Annotated in this window: 15 protein-coding genes and 1 pseudogene; 8 read left to right on the top strand and 8 right to left on the bottom strand. The window is 70.3% G+C overall.

The features are described 5' to 3' along the window. Nucleotides 1–67: 67 nt before the first annotated feature. From ABD830_RS22915 to ABD830_RS22905, 3 genes are all read right to left on the bottom strand, one after another. Nucleotides 68–1,246: an MFS transporter gene (locus ABD830_RS22915; RefSeq protein WP_344990680.1), complete on the bottom strand. Its 1,179-nt coding sequence runs from the start codon at nucleotides 1,244–1,246 to the stop codon at nucleotides 68–70. A gap of 93 nt (nucleotides 1,247–1,339) precedes the next feature. Next, nucleotides 1,340–1,810 (bottom strand): RrF2 family transcriptional regulator, encoded by a 471-nt coding sequence (locus ABD830_RS22910; protein ID WP_344992984.1) that lies wholly within the window; start codon nucleotides 1,808–1,810, stop codon nucleotides 1,340–1,342. Between the two features lie 15 nt (nucleotides 1,811–1,825). Beyond that, on the bottom strand, nucleotides 1,826–2,569 hold the full coding sequence (locus ABD830_RS22905) for a TetR/AcrR family transcriptional regulator (RefSeq protein WP_344990677.1): 744 nt from the start codon (nucleotides 2,567–2,569) through the stop codon (nucleotides 1,826–1,828). Nucleotides 2,570–2,668: 99 nt separating this feature from the next. Here ABD830_RS22905 and ABD830_RS22900 point away from each other — a divergent pair, with 99 nt between their 5' ends. After that, entirely contained in the window at nucleotides 2,669–3,889 is a 1,221-nt protein-coding gene (locus ABD830_RS22900; RefSeq protein ID WP_344990674.1) for a saccharopine dehydrogenase family protein, read from the top strand. A 35-nt stretch (nucleotides 3,890–3,924) separates the two neighbouring features. Here ABD830_RS22900 and ABD830_RS22895 read toward each other — a convergent pair whose 3' ends face one another. Beyond that, nucleotides 3,925–5,238, bottom strand: coding sequence for an RNA-guided endonuclease InsQ/TnpB family protein (locus tag ABD830_RS22895; RefSeq protein WP_344990671.1), 1,314 nt, complete (start codon nucleotides 5,236–5,238; stop codon nucleotides 3,925–3,927). Between the two features lie 68 nt (nucleotides 5,239–5,306). On the opposite strand from ABD830_RS22895, the pseudogene tnpA reads away from it, so the two are divergent. Next, a pseudogene (gene tnpA / locus ABD830_RS22890) lies at nucleotides 5,307–5,711 on the top strand (IS200/IS605 family transposase); the annotation flags it as partial. A 367-nt stretch (nucleotides 5,712–6,078) separates the two neighbouring features. Here tnpA and ABD830_RS22885 read toward each other — a convergent pair. The 4 genes from ABD830_RS22885 to ABD830_RS22870 form a co-directional block, all read right to left on the bottom strand. After that, complete coding sequence (locus ABD830_RS22885) at nucleotides 6,079–8,559, bottom strand: Tex family protein (RefSeq protein WP_344990668.1); 2,481 nt, start codon at nucleotides 8,557–8,559, stop codon at nucleotides 6,079–6,081. 27 nt (nucleotides 8,560–8,586) lie between these two features. Continuing rightward, entirely contained in the window at nucleotides 8,587–9,750 is a 1,164-nt protein-coding gene (locus ABD830_RS22880; protein WP_344990665.1) for an amidohydrolase, read from the bottom strand. A gap of 106 nt (nucleotides 9,751–9,856) precedes the next feature. Continuing rightward, entirely contained in the window at nucleotides 9,857–10,078 is a 222-nt protein-coding gene (locus tag ABD830_RS22875; protein WP_344990663.1) for a hypothetical protein, read from the bottom strand. Nucleotides 10,079–10,093: 15 nt separating this feature from the next. Further along, nucleotides 10,094–10,528 carry an RpiB/LacA/LacB family sugar-phosphate isomerase gene (locus tag ABD830_RS22870; protein WP_344990661.1) on the bottom strand — a complete coding sequence of 145 codons (435 nt, stop codon included), beginning with the start codon at nucleotides 10,526–10,528 and terminating at the stop codon, nucleotides 10,094–10,096. Nucleotides 10,529–10,641: 113 nt separating this feature from the next. Between ABD830_RS22870 and ABD830_RS22865 the strand changes: the two genes are divergently transcribed. The 6 genes from ABD830_RS22865 to ABD830_RS22840 are packed head-to-tail and all read left to right on the top strand — an operon-like array spanning nucleotide 10,642 to nucleotide 17,666. Beyond that, a complete protein-coding gene (locus ABD830_RS22865) occupies nucleotides 10,642–11,715 on the top strand; it encodes an S-methyl thiohydantoin desulfurase family protein (RefSeq protein WP_344990659.1) in 1,074 nt (357 codons plus the stop codon). Further along, nucleotides 11,708–13,297: a hydantoinase/oxoprolinase N-terminal domain-containing protein gene (locus ABD830_RS22860; RefSeq protein ID WP_344990656.1), complete on the top strand. Its 1,590-nt coding sequence runs from the start codon at nucleotides 11,708–11,710 to the stop codon at nucleotides 13,295–13,297. The genes ABD830_RS22865 and ABD830_RS22860 overlap by 8 nt, the downstream gene beginning before the upstream one ends. Nucleotides 13,298–13,318: 21 nt before the next feature. Beyond that, the gene (locus ABD830_RS22855) at nucleotides 13,319–14,938 is read left to right on the top strand and encodes an ABC transporter substrate-binding protein (protein WP_344990653.1); all 1,620 of its coding nucleotides are present in this window, start codon (nucleotides 13,319–13,321) and stop codon (nucleotides 14,936–14,938) included. Between the two features lie 3 nt (nucleotides 14,939–14,941). Further along, the gene (locus ABD830_RS22850) at nucleotides 14,942–15,958 is read left to right on the top strand and encodes an ABC transporter permease (protein WP_344990650.1); all 1,017 of its coding nucleotides are present in this window, start codon (nucleotides 14,942–14,944) and stop codon (nucleotides 15,956–15,958) included. Further along, entirely contained in the window at nucleotides 15,955–16,866 is a 912-nt protein-coding gene (locus ABD830_RS22845) for an ABC transporter permease (protein WP_344990647.1), read from the top strand. The genes ABD830_RS22850 and ABD830_RS22845 overlap by 4 nt, the downstream gene beginning before the upstream one ends. Then, nucleotides 16,863–17,666 carry an ATP-binding cassette domain-containing protein gene (locus tag ABD830_RS22840; protein WP_344990645.1) on the top strand — a complete coding sequence of 268 codons (804 nt, stop codon included), beginning with the start codon at nucleotides 16,863–16,865 and terminating at the stop codon, nucleotides 17,664–17,666. Before ABD830_RS22845 ends, ABD830_RS22840 begins: the two co-directional genes overlap by 4 nt. The last annotated feature ends 1 nt before the right edge of the window (nucleotide 17,667 follow it).

Below are 17,667 nucleotides of genomic sequence, written 5' to 3'. Positions count from 1 at the left end.
CCGGTCGATCGTCCCCCCGTGCCCGAGGCGAGCCCCTCGCATGAGGCCCCGGAGCGGCGGGGTCCCGTCATCCGGTGCGGCGGGTGAGCGCCAGGTAGACGAGGGACAGGACGGCGAGCCCCGCGGCGGCCGCCAGTGCGGTGGGGACGCCGACGGGGAGGAGCAGCCCGCCGAGCGCCGTACCGAGGGCGATGCCGAGGTAGAGCGCCGAGGCGTTGAGTCCGACGACCACCGCCGTCTCCTGGGGTGCGGCCGAGATCAGCCGCAGCTGCTGAGCCGGGGTCTGGGACCACGTGCTCGCGCCCCAGATCACCATGAGCGGACCGGTCAGCGGCAGCCAGTGGGCCTCCACCGCCCACGCGAACAGCGCCAGCGTCACCGCCAGCACCACGTATCCGACCGCCAGGACGCGGATCGGCCCGCGCCGGTCGGCCGCCGCGCCTGCCACCAGGTTCCCGGCCACAGCGCCGACCCCGTACAGGAACAGCATCCACATTTCCGCTGCCCCTCCCGCACCGAGCGCGTGCAGGAGCGGGACGGCGTACGCGTAGAGCCCGTAGCTGGCCGCCAGGCCGAGCACGGTCAGCGGGAGCACCGCCACCACGCCGGGGCGGCGCAGGGCGGCGAGCCGGTCACGCAGGGGAACGTGGGGGCTGCCGGGCAGTGCGGGCATGACGGCGTACACGCCTGCCGCGCACACCAGGCACAGGACCGCGACCAGGGTGAGCGCGGCCCGCCAGTCCAGGAGTCTGTCGGCCAGGTTGCCCAGGGGAACCCCCAGCGCGGTCGCGGCGGTCAGACCCCCGACCACCACGGCCAGCGCGCGGGCCCGCTGCGCGGGGGCGACCAGAGAGGCGGCGACGGCGCCGGCGTTGGGGGTGAACGCGGCGGCCCCGAACGCGGCCAGGACCCTGGACGCCATCAGCCACGCATAGCCCGGCGACAGCGCCGAGCCCAGGTTGGCCACGGCGAGCACGAGCAGTGCGGCCACCAGGAGGGCGCGGCGGGGAACGCGGGCGGCGACGGTGGCGAGAACAGGGGCGAGGACGGCGTAGGCGATCGCGAAGACGGTCGCGGACTGGCCTGCCGCGCCCTCGGAGACGTGCAGGGAGCTGGCCATGGCAGGCAGGAAGCCGGCCACCACGTAGGCGTCGGTGCCGACGGCGAACGTGCCGAGGGCCAGGACGAAGGTCGCGCGGAAGCGGCGAGGGGCGGCTTGTTCGCCGGAAATCAGGACGTCAGACATCCCGGTTCCTCTCATCATGGGTGTGCTGCCGGTGCGGGCAGAGGAGCTTGGTCAAGCGCCCCGCCGGACGGGGCGGCGCGCGCCGGGAAGGGGTCAGCCGCGCATGCGGGCGTAATTACGGCGGGTACGTTCGGCCGCCGAAGGAGCGTGGGCCATCAGGTCGGCGATGGTCTGGGCGGCGAGCTCGCGGCGCCAGGCCAGCTCGGCGCGGCGCATGGCGGCGGCGATGCCACAGGGCCGCCCGAACTCGGCATCCGCGCCGACCGCGCCCGCGCCGCGCTGCCGGATCTCGGTGCACTGGAACGCGTCCTCGGTGCCCTCCATGGCGACGACCACGTCCATCAACGTGATCCGCTCTGGAGCCCTGGCCAGGGAGAAGCCGCCCCGGACGCCTGGCGTGGAGGTCAGGATGCCGGCCTTCGTCAGCGCCTGCAGCCGCTTCTTGAGGTACTCCTGCGGCAGGTCGAACCAGGTCGCGAGCTTACGGATGGACACCGGCCCCTCGTCGGTGAGCCAGGCCAGCGTCACGCAGCAGTGCAGGCCCCATTCGACGCCTTCTCCCATGTTCACGAACAGGGATCATACATGTCCCGATTCAGCGCCGCTCCTCCCCGACTGGCGGGCGTTCCGGTTGAGCTGCCCGGCCGCGCTGGACAGGAGCATGTCGAGGGCCGTCGAGTAGGCGCTGTCGTTCATCTGGTCCACCAGCAGCGGCGCCGTCGCGGCGATGTTCGGGTGGGTACGCGCCGGCAGCCGGGCGTACGTGGCACGCCACACTTCCTCGTCGCCCTCACGCGCCGCCTTCGGCAGGGCCAGCGTCGCGGCGTCCAGGATGGAGAAGGCCAGCGCCTGGTCGATGAACGCGTGATAGATCCGCACCGCGTCCGCGTCCGCGAATCCGGCCTCGCGCAGGATGCCGAGGATGGTCTCGTCACCGGCCACCTCGTTCGGCCTGCCGGTGACCCGGCTGGCGGTCAGCACCGCGGCCTGCGGGTGCGTCAGGTACGCGTGGTGGATGCGGAGGCCCAGCTCGCGCAGGTCGGCGCGCCAGTCCCCCACGGGCCGCCAGTCGGCCATCGCGGTGCCGTACAGCTCGTCGGCGATCGCCAGGACCAGGTCGTCCATGCCGCGGAAGTAGCGGTAGACCGTGCTGGCGTCGGCGCCGAGGGCGAGCCCGAGCCGGCGGGCGGTCAGCCCGGCGGCCCCGTGTTCGCGGAGCATGCGCAGGGCGGTCTCCACGATGAGCTGGTGGCTGAGGACCTGCCCCTGCTTGGTGGGACGCCTCCGCCTGCGCGCCGCGTCCGGCACCACCCGCTTTGCCACGGCGACCGCTCCTTATGCCAACGCCATTGACGTTGAACACCCTATCGGGATTGGATGCACGAAACCCCCCGAAAACCATCAAAAGGGGCCTTATTTATCATGCGTATCCTTCTCATCGGAGCCGGCGGGGTGGGAACCGCCATCACCCGCATCGCCGCGCGCCGCCCGTTCTTCGACCACATGGTCATCGCCGACTACGACCTGCCCCGCGCCAAGGCGGCCGTCGCCGCGCTGGGCGAGCAGGCGGACAGGTTCACCCCGGCCAGGATCGACGCCGCCGACCGGGCCGCGGTCATCGCGCTGCTGAAAGAGCACCGGTGCGACGTGCTCCTGAACGCCACCGACCCTCGTTACGTGCTGCCGCTGTTCGACGCGGCGCTCGCCGCCGACGCCGATTACCTCGACATGGCGATGTCGATGTCCAGGCCGCACCCGGACCGCCCGTACGAGGAGGTGGGGGTCAAGCTGGGCGACGACCAGTTCGCCCGCGACGGCGAATGGGCGGCGAGGGGCCGGCTGGCGCTGGTCGGCATGGGCGTCGAGCCAGGCCTGGCCGACGTCTTCGCCAGGTACGCCGCCGACGAGCTCTTCGACGAGATCGAGGAGATCGGCATCAGGGACGGCGCCAACCTGACCGTCGACGGCTACGAGTTCGCCCCGTCGTTCAACATCTGGACCACCATCGAGGAGTGCCTCAACCCGCCGCTCATCTACGAGAAGGAGCGCGGCTGGTACACCACGGAGCCGTTCAGCGAGCCCGAGGTCTTCGACTTCCCGGACGGGATCGGCCCCGTGGAATGCGTGAACGTCGAGCACGAGGAGGTGGTGCTCGTCCCGAGGTGGATCCCCGCCCAGCGGGTGACGTTCAAGTACGGCCTCGGCGAGGACTTCATCGGCAAGCTCAAGACCCTGCGCGCGCTCGGTGTGGACAGCACCGAGCCGGTCTCCGTCAGGACCGACGACGGCACCGCCCGGGTCGCCCCGCGCGACGTGGTCGCGGCCGTGCTGCCCGACCCGGCGGGCCTCGGCGAGCGCATGCACGGCAAGACCTGCGCCGGCACCTGGGTGAAGGGCGTCAAGGACGGACGGCCACGCGAGGTGTACCTCTACCACGTGGTGGACAACCAGTGGTCGATGCGCGAGTACGGCTCCCAGGCCGTGGTCTGGCAGACCGCCGTGAACCCGGTCGTCGCCCTGGAACTGCTGGCCAACGGGGCGTGGAAGGGCACGGGCGTGCTGGGGCCCGAGGCGTTCGAGCCGCGCCCGTTCCTGGACCTCCTGGTCGAGTACGGCTCCCCCTGGCAGCTGCGCGAACATTGAAGTGTTCTCCTCCGGCGAACGGAGGAGATTCCCTCCTACCTTGCGGTGGCGGGCTCGACGCGGTGAGCGCGCCTGACGATTGCCCTCCCGGCAACCGGGACGAGCGCAAGGCCCATCCGGTACAGGTGCAAGATGTTGCGGGCGGCGTTGTGGTCGGCGTTCCCGGACCAGCCGCAGCCTTCGTTCTTGCAGGCGAACATGGCCTGGCTCTCCCGGCTGCCCGGGGTAGTGAACCCGCAGACTGAGCAGCGCTGGGAGGTACCAGGGGCGGGAACTTTGTGCAGGATGCCGCCGTAGCGCGCCGCCTTGTACGTCAGCATCGTCACGGTGCGGCCCCATGCCTCCTGGCTAATGGAGCGGTTCAGGCCGGACTTTTGTGCAACGTTCTTTCCCGGCTTCTCGACGGTTCCCTTGGCGCTCTTGACCATGTTCGTGATGGTCAAGTCTTCCACCACGATCACGCTGTAGGTGCGGGCGATCTCGGTGGTGGTCTGGTGCTGCCAGTCCACTGCCCGGCGCTTGGCTCTAGCGCCCAGGCTAGCGATCTGGTCATAGGTGGCCCGCAGACGGTGCGAGGTGCGCTCACCCGGCTTGCGGAAGCTCTTGCGGCGGGCTGCCCGCTGCTGTAGCGCGAGCAGCTTGGCCTGTTCCTTGTCGGTCAGCCAGACGTTCGGCTTGTCCTTGGTGGACCTCCACTCATCGTGGGTCTGATGGTTGCCGTCCGACAGAGCCAGGGGCACGCTCACGCCGGCATCGAGGCCAACTTCCGGCCCCTGGTGTCGCTCAGGCTCGGGCTGAAGAGCCTGGACGCGAAGGGCGATGTGCCAGCCCAGCGGATCCTTGACCAGCCGCGCACCGGTAATCCGGTTGTTGGCGCTCGCCTTCTTGCCGATGGGCAGATCCCTGGTCCAGCGGAACCGGACCCGTCCAACTTTTGGGATGGTGACCATGCCCCAGCGGCGGTGTACCCGCATGATACGTAGGTCGCGGCCCTGGGGGATGTCCACAGACATCACCGCGCGCAGACGGGCTTTGAATTTCGGCTTGTCGGCTCGACCTTCCCAGTGGTTCTGCCAGGCCTGGAAATATGTCTTGAGAACTGCCTGCGAGGCTTGGGCGGGCAGAACAGCGAGCCAGTCGATGTCTTTGCGGGCCTGGCGTATCGCGGCGTCTGCTGTGGCAAGTGAGCGCTTGTCCTTGCCTAGCATCGTCCACCAGTCGTGCAGTAGATTCCACAGTGCACGGGCGGCATGCGCCTGTTCATCGATTAGGCGGACCTGGGCGGGCGTCAGCATCAGCCGGGCGCGGTGCCCGAACTGCAGGCCCTTCCTCGCCGATTCGCTCGTCACAATCTGTGATCATATCAGTTATTTGTGTCACTGAAGTAGCGTTTCAAACCTCGATATAGGTAGACACGCGGCACGTCGTATGCAGCCTTATGTCATTTGGTTTTTGCCAGATATCGGCGTTATGTCTTCGCCGATGCCAGGCTGAAGCGGTTCGAGGGGATCATGGTGGACGTGTGCGCCGACTTTGAAGCTGAACTTCGCCGAGCCAACGGCGAGCACGATCACGCGCACCTGTCCGTTCACCGCTCGCCCAAGCTCGTCATCTCTGAGTTGGTCAATTCCCTTGAGGGCGTTTCGGCCCGGCTGCTGTGCAAGGAACACGACTCACGCGCGCGGCGGTATTTGTAGGGCGGATACCTTGGTGCGGCTCACACTTTGCCGAAAGCCGTGGCGAGGTGCCGCTGACTGTCGTACATCAGTACATCGAGCAGCAAAAACGTCGATGTGAAATCACACGAGCGCCGTTTGCCTGACGGCGCAACGGATGCTCCTGTCCGCTGTGCGGTAAGTCGGCTTCACTCATCGGCCTCAAGGCCGAGGCGCTATGGACATTACCGGTGGTGGCTCGATGTCTCGCACCCAGTACGCGGCGACATGCAACCGAGAGGCGCAGTGTGGCGCCCTCCGTTCTGTCATCCGAGTTTAGGGGCACCCAACGGGCGCGAGACGGGGTGTTGATGACTCTCCGCCTCGTCAGGCCTGCGGTGGCACGCTGGCCCGCTTCTGGTGGTGCGGTATGTGGGGTGGCGTTTTCGTCACCCGCGTGTGGCGGCGAGTCGCGCCGCCACACGCGGGCGCAGACCGGCGGCTGGCCGGTCGGCGTGGACGGGTGCCGGCAGGTTAGCGGTCGTTGCCGGTGAGGCCCGCCTTGCGGAGGGCTTCGGCCATCGCGCCGGTGGGTGCCGGGCGGTCCTGGCGGCGGCCGCCGCCGCGCTGGCCGTCTCCGCGCCCGCGCTGGCCACCGTCGCCGCCTCGGCCGCCGTCGCCACCACGGCCCCCAGCGCCGCCCCGGCCGTCCCCGCCTCGGCTTCCTTCGCCACCGCGGCCGCTGTCGCCACCGCGGCGGCCGTCGCCCCGGCTCTGGGCGCGGTCGCGCTGGCCGTCACCCCGTCCGTCACCCCGTGCGCCGTCGCCGCGGCCCGAACCCCTGCGTGAGCCGTCGCCCGAGGCCTGGGCCGGCGTCTCGTCCTCCAGCCGGAGGGTCAGGGAGATGCGCTTGCGGGGAATGTCGACGTCGAGGACCTTGACGCGGACGATGTCGCCGGGCTTGACCACATCGCGGGGGTCCTTCACGAAATTTCGGGACATGGCGGAAACGTGGACCAGGCCGTCCTGGTGGACGCCGATGTCCACGAACGCGCCGAAGGCGGCGACGTTGGTGACCACACCCTCGAGGATCATCCCTGAGGTCAGGTCGGAGATCTTCTCGACCCCCTCCTTGAAGGTGGCGGTCTTGAAGGCGGGCCGCGGGTCGCGGCCGGGCTTCTCCAGCTCGCGCAGGATGTCGGTGACCGTCGGCAGACCGAACGTGTCGTCCGTGAACTCGGCGGGCTTCATGGCCCGCAGCGCCGCCGTGTTACCGATCAGGGACTTGAGGTCGGTCTTGGCCGAGGTGAGGATGCGGCGGACCACCGGGTAGGCCTCGGGGTGGACGCTCGACACGTCGAGCGGGTCGTCGCCGCCGCGGATGCGCAGGAAGCCCGCGCACTGCTCGAACGCCTTGGGCCCGAGCCGGGGCACGCCCTTGAGGGCGGCACGCGTCCTGAAGGGGCCGTTGGCGTCACGGTGGCGGACGATGCTCTCGGCCAGCGTGGAGCCGATGCCGGACACCCGCGTGAGCAGCGGCGCCGACGCGGTGTTGACGTCGACGCCGACGGCGTTGACGCAGTCTTCGACCACCGCGTCGAGCGAGCGGGAGAGCTTGGACTCGGCCAGGTCGTGCTGGTACTGGCCGACGCCGATCGACTTGGGGTCGATCTTGACCAGCTCGGCCAGCGGGTCCTGGAGCCTGCGGGCGATCGACACCGCCCCGCGCAGGGACACGTCGAGCTCGGGCAGCTCCTGCGACGCGTACGGCGAGGCGGAGTAGACCGAGGCCCCGGCCTCCGAAACCACGATCTTGGTGATCGACGGCATGTGCTGGACCAGCTCGCCGGCCAGCTTGTCGGTCTCGCGCGAGGCGGTGCCGTTGCCGATGGCGATCAGCTCGACCCCGTGGCGCTGCGCGAGCGCGCCGAGGACGGCCAGCGACTGGTCCCACTGCCGCTTGGGCTCATGAGGGTAGATGGTCGCCGTCTCGACGACCTTGCCCGTGGCGTCGACCACGGCGACCTTCACGCCCGTACGCAGGCCGGGGTCGAGGCCCATCGTGGCCCGGCTCCCGGCGGGGGCGGCGAGCAGCAGGTCGCGCAGGTTGGCCGCGAAGACCCGCACCGCCTCGTCCTCGGCCGCCTGCCACAGCCGCATCCGCAGGTCGATGCCGAGATGCACGAGGATGCGGGTGCGCCAGGCCCAGCGCACGGTCTCGCCCAGCCACTTGTCGGCAGGCCGGCCCTGGTCGGAGACGCCGAAGCGGGAGGCGATGCGCAGCTCGTAGTCGGGGCTGTCGTCGGGCTCCAGCGTGACGGAGAGCACCTCCTCCTTCTCCCCCCTGAACATGGCGAGGATCCGGTGGGAGGGCAGCTTCGTGAACGGCTCGCCGAACTCGAAGTAGTCGGAGAACTTGGCTCCCGCCTCCTCCTTGCCCTCGCGCACCTTCGACACCAGCCGACCGCGGCTCCACAGCTGCTCGCGCAGACCGCCGATCAGGTCGGCGTCCTCGGCGAACCGCTCGATCAGGATCGCCCTGGCCCCCTCGAGTGCGGCGCCCGCGTCGGCCACGCCCTCGGTGACGAAGCCCTCGGCCGTCGCGGCGGGGTCGAGCGTGGGGTCGCCGAGCAGCTGGTCGGCCAGCGGCTCAAGGCCCAGCTCGCGGGCGATCTGCGCCTTGGTGCGCCGCTTGGGCTTGTAAGGCAGGTAGATGTCCTCGAGCCTGGCCTTGGTCTCCGCTGCCATGATCTGCTCGCGCAGCTCGTCGTCGAGCTTGCCCTGAGACTCGATCGACTCGAGGATCGCCGTCCTGCGCTCCTCCAGCTCGCGAAGGTAGCGCAGCCGCTCTTCGAGCGTGCGCAGCTGCGCGTCGTCGAGGGCGCCGGTGGCCTCTTTCCGGTATCGCGCGATGAACGGCACGGTCGCGCCGCCGTCGAGCAGATCGACGGCCGCCTGCACCTGGCCGTCGCGTACGCCCAGCTCTGCCGCGATCCGCTGGTGAATAGAGAGCACTTGCCTGCCTTTCGATGGTCCCGCCGGTCAATTGTGCAGGACTACGCCGTCTTTCATGACCAGTGTGCGCGCAGGGTGAACGACCACCGCCTCCGCCGCGCCCCCGCACGGCACGACGACGAGGTCGGCCCGGTCACCCGGCGCCAGCCCGTACGACTCCAGCCCGAGCGCGCGGGCCCCGCCGTAGGTGGCGGCCTCCAGCGCCAGCTCGATGTCCTGGTCCCTCCTGAACGTGCTGCGGTAGGCGACGTGCATCGCCCGCTCCAGCATGTCGCCGCTGCCGTACGGGCCCCACAGATCGCGGATGCCGTCGTGGCCGCAGGCGACCGTGACCCCCGCGGCCCGCAGCTTCTTGATCGGCGGCACGGGGAAGCTGTAGACGGCCGCGGTCGCGATGGCGACGCCCGCCTCGGCGAAGCCCTGGACCAGCCGATCCTGGTAGGCGTCGTCGAGCTGGCCGAGCGCGTACGCGTGGCTGACCGTCACCCGGCCGCCCAGCCCCAGCGCCCGGGTGCGTTCGGTGATGAGCTCGAGCTCCCACCCGCCCAGCGAGCCGCCGTCGTGCAGGTGGAGGTCGAGATGGGCGCCGTAGCGCTCCGCCAGCCCGAAGATCAGGTCGAGGTGGCGTACGGGGTCGCGGTCGATGCCCGCCGGGTCGAGGCCGCCGACCGCCTCGACGCCGCTCTTCAGCGCCTCTTCGAGCAGCTCGGCCGTGCCGGGGTTGATCAGCACGCCGTGCTGCGGGAACGCCACCTGGCGCACGTCGACGGGGGAGCCCGCGGCGGCCTCGAGCACGGCCTCCACGCCCCGCAGCCCCACGACGGGGTCGATGTCGGTGTGGGTGCGGACATGGCACGTGCCCGCCGCGCTCATGCGTTCCAGCAGCGCGCCGATCCGCTCGACGCTCGGCACGCCCAGCTCCGCACGGCGGCCGAGGTCGTTTCCGATGCGGCCGGCCAGCGTGTCATCGGCCGAGTGGGGCACCCACGGGCCGCCGAAGAGGGTCTTGTCGAGATGGCAGTGCGCCTCGACGAGGCCGGGCAGCACGAGCTGCCCCGCGATGTCGACGACCCGGGCGCCGGGCGCGTCGATGCCCTGGCCGACGAGGTGGATCCGGCCGTCGCGGACGAGGACGTCGGCAGGGCCCTCGAGCCCCCAGGGGAGCCCGCCGCGGAGCAGGACGTCGGTCATGCCAAGCACCCTAAACGGCGGCGCCGACGATTTCCGCTCCTCGGCCGCGACCGGCCACGCTCACAAGAGCAAACCGGCCACGCTCACAAGAGCGGGCCGGTCCGGCTCACGAGGGGCGGGCCGCGAAAAGCTCCAGGTGGTGGCAGTAACGGCAGCGGTAGGCGTCGATCTCCCACTTCGGCCGGCCCATCAGCTTGGCGCCGCCGAAGATCCCACGCTCAAGCGCGCCCTCGACCCACCTGGCGAAGCCGCGCGAGTTCTCGCCCGAGTCCATGATGAACCCGGGCTCCAACCCCTCTTCGCCGCAGTGCGTACAGCGTAAGTCCATACCCACACAGGGTAGTCAGATCTCCTCAAGATGGGCGACGTTCGCCAGGTCGGCGGCGTCGGTGCTGGGACGCCCGTCCAGCCAGGCGGCGAGGATCTCGTCGAGCACCACGTCGGAGGTGAGCCGGAGGCTGAGCGCCAGCACGTTGGCGTCGTTCCACTTCCTGGCTCCGTCGGCGGTGTAGGCGTCCACGCAGAGCGCCGCGCGGACGCCCGGCACCTTGTTCGCCGCGATCGACGCCCCCGTACCGGTCCAGCAGCAGACCACCGCCTGGTCGGCCCGACCCTCGCTCACGTCGCGGGCGGCCAGCTCGGAGGCCCACGCCCAGTCGGCGCGCTCCTCGTCGCTGAGCGCGCCGTGGGTCACCACCTCGTGCCCCCGCCTGCGCAGCTCCGCCACGACCCGTTCCGCCACGCCGTCCTTGCTGTCGGCGGCCACCGAAATACGCATGCGCCCTCCCTTACCCGATCTCAGGTCTACCAAGGGCCGCGAACGGAGGTAAAGCACAAGCACATCCGCTGGACTGGCTAAATGAGATGAAATGTGCTTGGTTGTGTCGCCATATGAGCAGCGTTGATGTGAGCGACATTCCGGCTCTCGCCCGGGGGTGCGCCGTTCTCGGCACCGGAGGCGGCGGCGACGTGCGTACGGGATCGCTGGCGGCGATCAGGGCCATCCGCGAGCACGGCGAGGTGCCGCTGGTCGAGCTGGACGACCTGCCCGAGGACGCGTTGATCGTGCCGCTGTCCGGCATCGGCGCCCCGACCGTCAGCCACGAGATGATCCACAGTGCGGACGAGCCCGGCCGCATCGCCGAGGAGGTCGAACGCCTCTTCGGTCGCCCCCCGAGCGCGATCATGTCCTCCGAGATCGGCGGCTCGAACGGCGTGGCGCCCGTCGCCTGGGCGGCCCAGCTCGGGCTGCCGCTGCTCGACGCCGACGGCATGGGGCGGGCGTTCCCCGAGGTCCAGATGGTCTCCATGTACGTGGCGGGACTCCCGGCCGACCTGGTGATCATGTCGGACATCGTGGGCAACGTGGTGACCATCCGCCCCGTCGACGGCCTCTGGTCGGAGCGGCTCGCCCGCGCCGTGTGCGTGGCCGCGGGCTCGACCGCGCTGATGGCCGACTACGTGCTCACCACCGCACGGGCCAGGGGCGCGGTCATCGAGGGTACGGTCACCCGCGCCATCGAGATCGGCAGGGCCACGGAGGGCACGGCGGACCCCCTCGGAGCGCTCCAGGAGAGCCTGGACGCCGTACGGCTGATCACCGGCAAGCTCACGGACGTGGAACGCCGCACCACCGGCGGGTTCGTCAGGGGGACGGCCACGATCGAGGGCACCGGGGACGACCGGGGCCGCCGCCTCACCCTGGAGCTGCAGAACGAGAACCTGGTCGCCCTCGAGGACGGCCGGGTTCGGGCCATGGTGCCCGACCTCATCACCGTCGTGGACACCGAGACCGCCGGCGCGATCCAGACCGAGGCCCTCAGGTACGGCCAGCGCGTCACGGTGCTCGCCTGGCCGTGCGACCCGCTCTGGCGCACCCCCAAGGGCCTGGACACGGCCGGGCCGCGGGCCTTCGGGTACGACCTGGACTACCTTCCCGTCGAGGAGCTGACAACCCATGGCTGACCTGCCGGAGCTCCGGATCGGGATCGACGTCGGCGGCACGAACACCGACGCGGTGGTGCTCGGCGCCGACGGCCAGGTGATCGCCAAGGCCAAGCGCCCGACCTCCCCGGACGTGACCGAAGGGCTGCGGGCCGCCCTCGACGCGGTCCTCGGCGAGCTCGAGGGCGGATGGGAGCGGATCAGCCGGGTCATGCTCGGCACCACGCACGCCACCAACGCGATCCTGGAGCGCAGGAACCTCGGCCGCGTCGCCGTGCTGCGGCTCGGCGCGCCCGCCACCACCTCCGTCCCCCCGCTCTCCGGCTGGCCCGACGACCTGCGCGAGGCCGTCTCGGCGGGGGAGGCGATCGTGCCCGGCGGCCACTACGTCGACGGCCGCGAGATCGCCCCGCCGGGGCTCGACGCGGTCCGCCGCTTCCTGGACGGCGTGGAGGCCGACGCCGTGGCCGTCACCAGCGTGTTCAGCCCGGCCGGCGGCGAGCACGAGCGGCTCGTCGAGGAGCTGGTCAAGGCCGAGTACGGCCTGCCGGTCTCGGTGAGCCACGAGATCGGCTCGCTCGGCCTGCTCGAGCGCGAGAACGCCACCGTGCTCAACGCCGCCCTGTACGGCGTCGCCGCCCACGTGACCGAGGCCCTGGTCACCGCGATGGCCGAACGCGGCCTGGGCGCGCGGCCGTACCTGGCGCAGAACGACGGCACGCTCATGACGCTCGAGCACGCCGCGCGGCTGCCGGTCTCGACGATCGGCTCCGGCCCGGCGAACTCCCTGCGCGGAGCCGCGTACCTGTCCGGGGTGTCGGACGCGATCGTGGTGGATGTGGGCGGTACGTCCACCGACCTCGGCGTGCTCGCCGGCGGCTTCCCCAGGGAGTCGGCGGCGGCGGTGGAGATCGGCGGGGTGCTGACGAACTTCCGCATGCCCGACATCCTGGCCATCGCGCTCGGCGGCGGGACCGTGGTGCGGAACGGCGGCATCGGCCCCGACTCGGTCGGTTACCGGATCGTCAGGGAGGCACTCGTGTTCGGCGGCGCCACGGTGACGATGACCGACGCGGCCGTGGCGGCGGGCCGGAGCCCGCGGGGCGTGGCCGGGTGGCGAGAGCGCCTCGAAGCCGCCGTCCAAGCCGACATGTCGGAAAGAGCCGACATATCGGAAAGAATGGAAGACATCCTGGAAAGAGCGGTGGCCATCGCGGACGAGACGGTCATCGACGCCGTGGACAGGATGGCACTCGGCAGAACCGACAGACCGCTGGTCGCGGTGGGTGGCGGGGCGTTCCTGCTGCCCGACGTGATCCCGGGCGCGAGCCGGGTCATCCGCCCGGAGCACGCCGAAGTGGCCAACGCCGTGGGCGCGGCCATCGCGCTGGCGAGCGGCAGAGTGGATACGATCTTGCCAGCGGGAGATAGCCGGTCAGAAGCGATCGAAAGGGCCAAGGAGGAAGCGGCGGCGCGAGCCGTGGCGGCGGGGGCGGATCCCTCCGGCGTAGAGATCGTGGACCTCCTCGAGGTGCCGCTGAGCTACCTCTCCCAGCCCGCCGTGCGGGTACACGTCAAAGCAGCCGGACCCCTCGCCCGGTAAGATCGAAAGGACCCCCCCACCATGCGCTGGCACAAGCGTCTGCTCGTCGCCGGGGTCACCGGTGCCGTGGCCTTGACCGCATCCGCGTGCGCGGGCGGCCAGGTGCGCGGCGCCGGCGGGACCCCCAAGCCGGCGGCGAGCGACAGCAGTCAGCCGGCGGCCTCCCCGGCCGCCCAGGCCAACGACAGCACGTTCGTCTACGTGCCGAACCTGGACGTGGTCACCGACTGGGACCCGGCGACCTCGTACTCCAACGAGATCATGGCCATGCAGAACATCTACGAGGGCCTGACCAGGTACAACTCCCAGTCCCGCAAGGCCGAGCCGCGCCTGGCCACCGAGTGGAGCTCGGCGGACGGCGGCAAGGAGTGGACGTTCAAGCTGCGCCAGGGCGTCAAGTTCCACTCCGGCGCGACGCTCGACGCCGAGGCCGCCAAGAAGGCCATCGAGCGGACGATCGAGAAGAAGGGCGGCGCGTCCTACATCTGGGGCGCGGTCAAGAAGATCGACGCGGTGGACCCGTCCACGCTGAAGTTCACGCTCAAGTACGCCACACCGCTCGACCTGGTCGCCTCCTCCGCCTACGCCTCCTACATCTACGACGTGAACGCCGTGGACAAGGACGGCAAGTCGGATGCCGGCACCGGCCCGTACACGATCGGCTCCTGGCAGAAGGGCAAGGAGACCGAGCTCACGCTGAAGGCGTTCGACGGCTACTGGGGCGGCTGGAAGCCGGAGCAGTACAAGAAGGTCGCCTTCCGCGTCACGCCCGAGATCACCACGGCCTGGCAGCTCCTGCAGAAGGGCGAGGTGAACTTCGTCCAGCGCCTGAACCCGCAGCTGTTCGAGAAAGCCGGCATGACCGAGAACGTGAAGACGTCCTCGTCGCCGTCGTTCCAGAACCTCCTGGTGCTGTTCAACACGGCCACGGGCCCGACGAAGAACGTCAAGATCCGGCAGGCGCTCCAGTACGCGATCGACTACGACGGCCTGACGGCGGCGCTGAAGGGCTCGGGCGAGAAGGCCAGCGGCCTGGTGCCGCAGGGGCTGCTCGGTCACATCAACGGCATGGAGCCCAAGCAGGACCTGGCCAAGGCGCAGGCGCTGCTCGCCGAGGCCGGGTACGGCCCCGACAACCCCGAGCTCAAGCTCACGATGACCTACGCCCAGGGCGACGACGACCAGAAGCTGCTGGTCACGCTGCTCAGCTCGGCGCTCAAGGGCGTGAACGTGACGCTGCAGGCCAAGCCCATGTCCTGGGCCGCGCAGTGGGACCTGGGCAAGAAGCAGGGGCAGGACATCTTCGTCATGTACTGGTATCCGGACTATCCGGACGCCTACTCCTGGTTCCTCAACGTGTTCAAGAGCGCGGACAAGCCGCAGTTCAACCTCTCGTACCTGAAGGACCCGGCCGTCGACAAGGAGATCGACTCGCTGCCGCAGCTCACGGCGACCGACCAGCTCCAGGCCGACCTGGCGTACAAGGATCTGCAGAAGAAGATCATCGAGGAGCAGGCGGCGGTGGCGGTGCCGTACGTGCAGACGTACCAGCGCGCACTGACGGCAGACGTCGAGGGATATGTGGACAATCCCGCTTATCCCAACGTCGTCTTCTTCTACGACCTCAAGCGCGCAAGCTGACCCATGCTGCGTTACCTGACCCGCCGGCTCGGCCAGGCCCTCCTGGTCGTGGCCGGCGTGGTCGTGCTCACGTTCGCCGTCATGCGGCTGGTGCCGGGGGATCCGGCGGTCGCGTTCGCCGGGCCGAAGGCCACGCCGGAGGAGCTCGCCGCGGCACGCAGGCAGTTCGGGCTCGACGACTCGATCCCCGTACAGCTCCTGAACTACGTACGCGACCTGCTCTCGGGCGACTGGGGCATCAGCCTGCACACCAGGCAACCAGTGCGTGACGACCTCTACCTGGCCTTTCCCGCTTCTCTTGAGCTGGTCGGTACGGCTCTGCTCATCGCGGTCGTCGTGGGCATCCCGGTCGGAGTGCTCGCAGCCCGCTATAAGACGAAATTTCCGGATATAGGGGTGCGGTTCGGCAGCATGCTGGCCGTCTCCGTCCCGGTCTTCTGGCTGGCCCTGGCCCTGCAGACGGTCTTCGCCAGCAACCTCGGCTGGTTCCCGATCGCAGGCGAGTACGACGCCAAGCTCGACACCACCAGCCCGCTCACCCTCTGGACGAACATCACCGTCGTCGACGCCCTCATCACCGGCAACTGGCCCATCTTCACCAGCACGCTCCAGCACCTGGTGCTGCCCGCGCTGGTCGTGGCCGCGTACCCGACGGGCGTGATCGCCCAGATGACCAGGGCGGCGCTCATCGAGGAGTCCGGACAGGACCACACCAGGCTGGAACGCGCACTCGGCTTCGGCGAGACGTCCATCCTGACCAGGTTCGCCCTGCGACCCGCGTTGAACCCCGTCCTGTCGCTGATCGCCCTGGTCTTCGCCTACTCGATCGTCAACGGTTTCCTCGTCGAGGCCGTGTTCAACTGGCCCGGTCTGGGCCGCTACGCCGCCGACTCGATCCGCTCGCTGGACACCCCGGCCATCGCGGGCGTCACGCTGCTCGTGGCCCTGGTGTACGTGCTGGCCAACCTGGTCGTGGACATCCTCCAGGGCTTCGTCGACCCGCGAACGAGGGCCCGATGACCGAAGCTCCCCTGCGCCGCACGCTGCCCAGGATCCCCGACCGGTTCGCCGCGCTCGGCGCGGTGCTCATCGTGCTGGTCCTCCTGGCCGCGATCTTCGCGCCGTGGCTCGCCCCGTACCCCGTGGACCAGCTCAAGCCGGTGGAGGGGCTGCAGCCGCCGAGCGGCGCCCACTGGTTCGGGACCGACCAGTACGGCCGTGACGTGCTCACGAGGATCCTGTACGGCGGCCGCACCTCGCTGTTCATCGCCGTGGCGGTCCTGGCCGTGTCGTCGGCGGTCGGGGTCACGCTCGGCGTGGTCGCCGGGTACGCGGGCGGCTGGATCAGGGACGTCATCATGCGGGTCACGGACGTGTTCCTGGCCTTCCCCGCGCTGCTGCTCTCCCTGGCCCTGGCCGTGGTGCTCCAGCCCAGCGTGAACACGGTCATCCTGGCCATCGCGGTGACGTGGTGGCCCTGGTACACCCGGCTGGCCGCCTCCGTGGCCGCCTCGATCGCCACCCGCAGCTACGTGGACGCCGCCCGGTGCCTCGGCGTGCCGGCGCCGCTGATCGTGCTCAGGCACGTGCTGCCGAACTCGCTCACCCCCGTGCTGGTCCAGCTCTCCCTGGACGCGGGCGGCGTGATCCTGACCTCGGCGGCGCTGTCGTACCTGGGGCTGGGCGCGCAGGAGCCGACGGCGGAGTGGGGGCTGATGGTGCAGCAGGGGCAGACGCTCTTCACCACGAACTGGTGGGTGGTCACGTTCCCCGGGCTCGCGATCCTGGTGACGGCGTTCGCGTTCAACGTGCTGGGGGAGGGTTTGCGCAACGCGCTGGATCCCCGGAGCGGAGGAGCTCGGCAGGAGAGAGCGAAGCCAACGAGTGCCGAAGCGGCCGCGACCATAAGCACGAGGGCGGTCAGATGATCGAGGTGCGCGGACTCCAGGTGCGCTACGGCGGGCGGCTCGTGGCCGACGTGCCGGAGCTGGACGTGGGGCGGGGGGAGTGCGTCGCGATCGTGGGGGAGAGCGGCTCGGGCAAGTCGACCACGCTGATGTCGCTGCTCGGCCTCACCCCTGATGCCGAAATTTCAGGACATGTACGGGTGTGCGGCGTGGACGTCCTGACAGCCCCGCCGCGCCGGCTCCGCGAGATCCGGGGCGCGAGGGTGGCGCTCGTCATGCAGACGCCCCAGGCCGCCCTCAGCCCCGCCACCCGCCTCGGCGTCCTGATGCGCCGCGCACTCAAGCTCCACGGCGTCGGCAAGGTCCCTTCCTCCCCAACGGACGGTACCTCTCCGCAAGGTGCCGTCACGCACGGTGGGAAGGGACGCCTGGACGAGATCATGGGGGAGGCCGTGGAGGCGGTCATGCTCGACCGCGAGATCCTGCGCCGCTACCCCCACGAGATCTCCGGCGGCCAGGCGCAGCGCTTCGCCCTCGCGCTGGCCATCGCCCTGGGCGCCGAGGTGATCCTGGCCGACGAGCCCACGAGTGCTCTCGACGTGACCGTGCAGGCCGAGGTGGTCGGCGTGCTGCGCAGGCTGCGGGCGGAGCGCGGCCTGGCGCTGCTGCTCGTCTCGCACGACCTGGCCCTGGTCTCGACGGTCGCCGACCGGGTGCTGGTCATGAAGGACGGCGTCGTGGTGGAGTCGGGACCCGCCGCGAAGGTGCTGGCCGAGCCGTCCCATCCGTACACGCGCGAGCTGCTGGAGGCGCTGCCGTGAC

The sequence above is a fragment of the Nonomuraea helvata genome (assembly GCF_039535785.1).
Lineage (GTDB): Bacteria > Actinomycetota > Actinomycetes > Streptosporangiales > Streptosporangiaceae > Nonomuraea > Nonomuraea helvata.
Note: the sequence above shows the minus strand (reverse complement) of the source record. Positions and strands in the feature narration are given on the sequence as shown.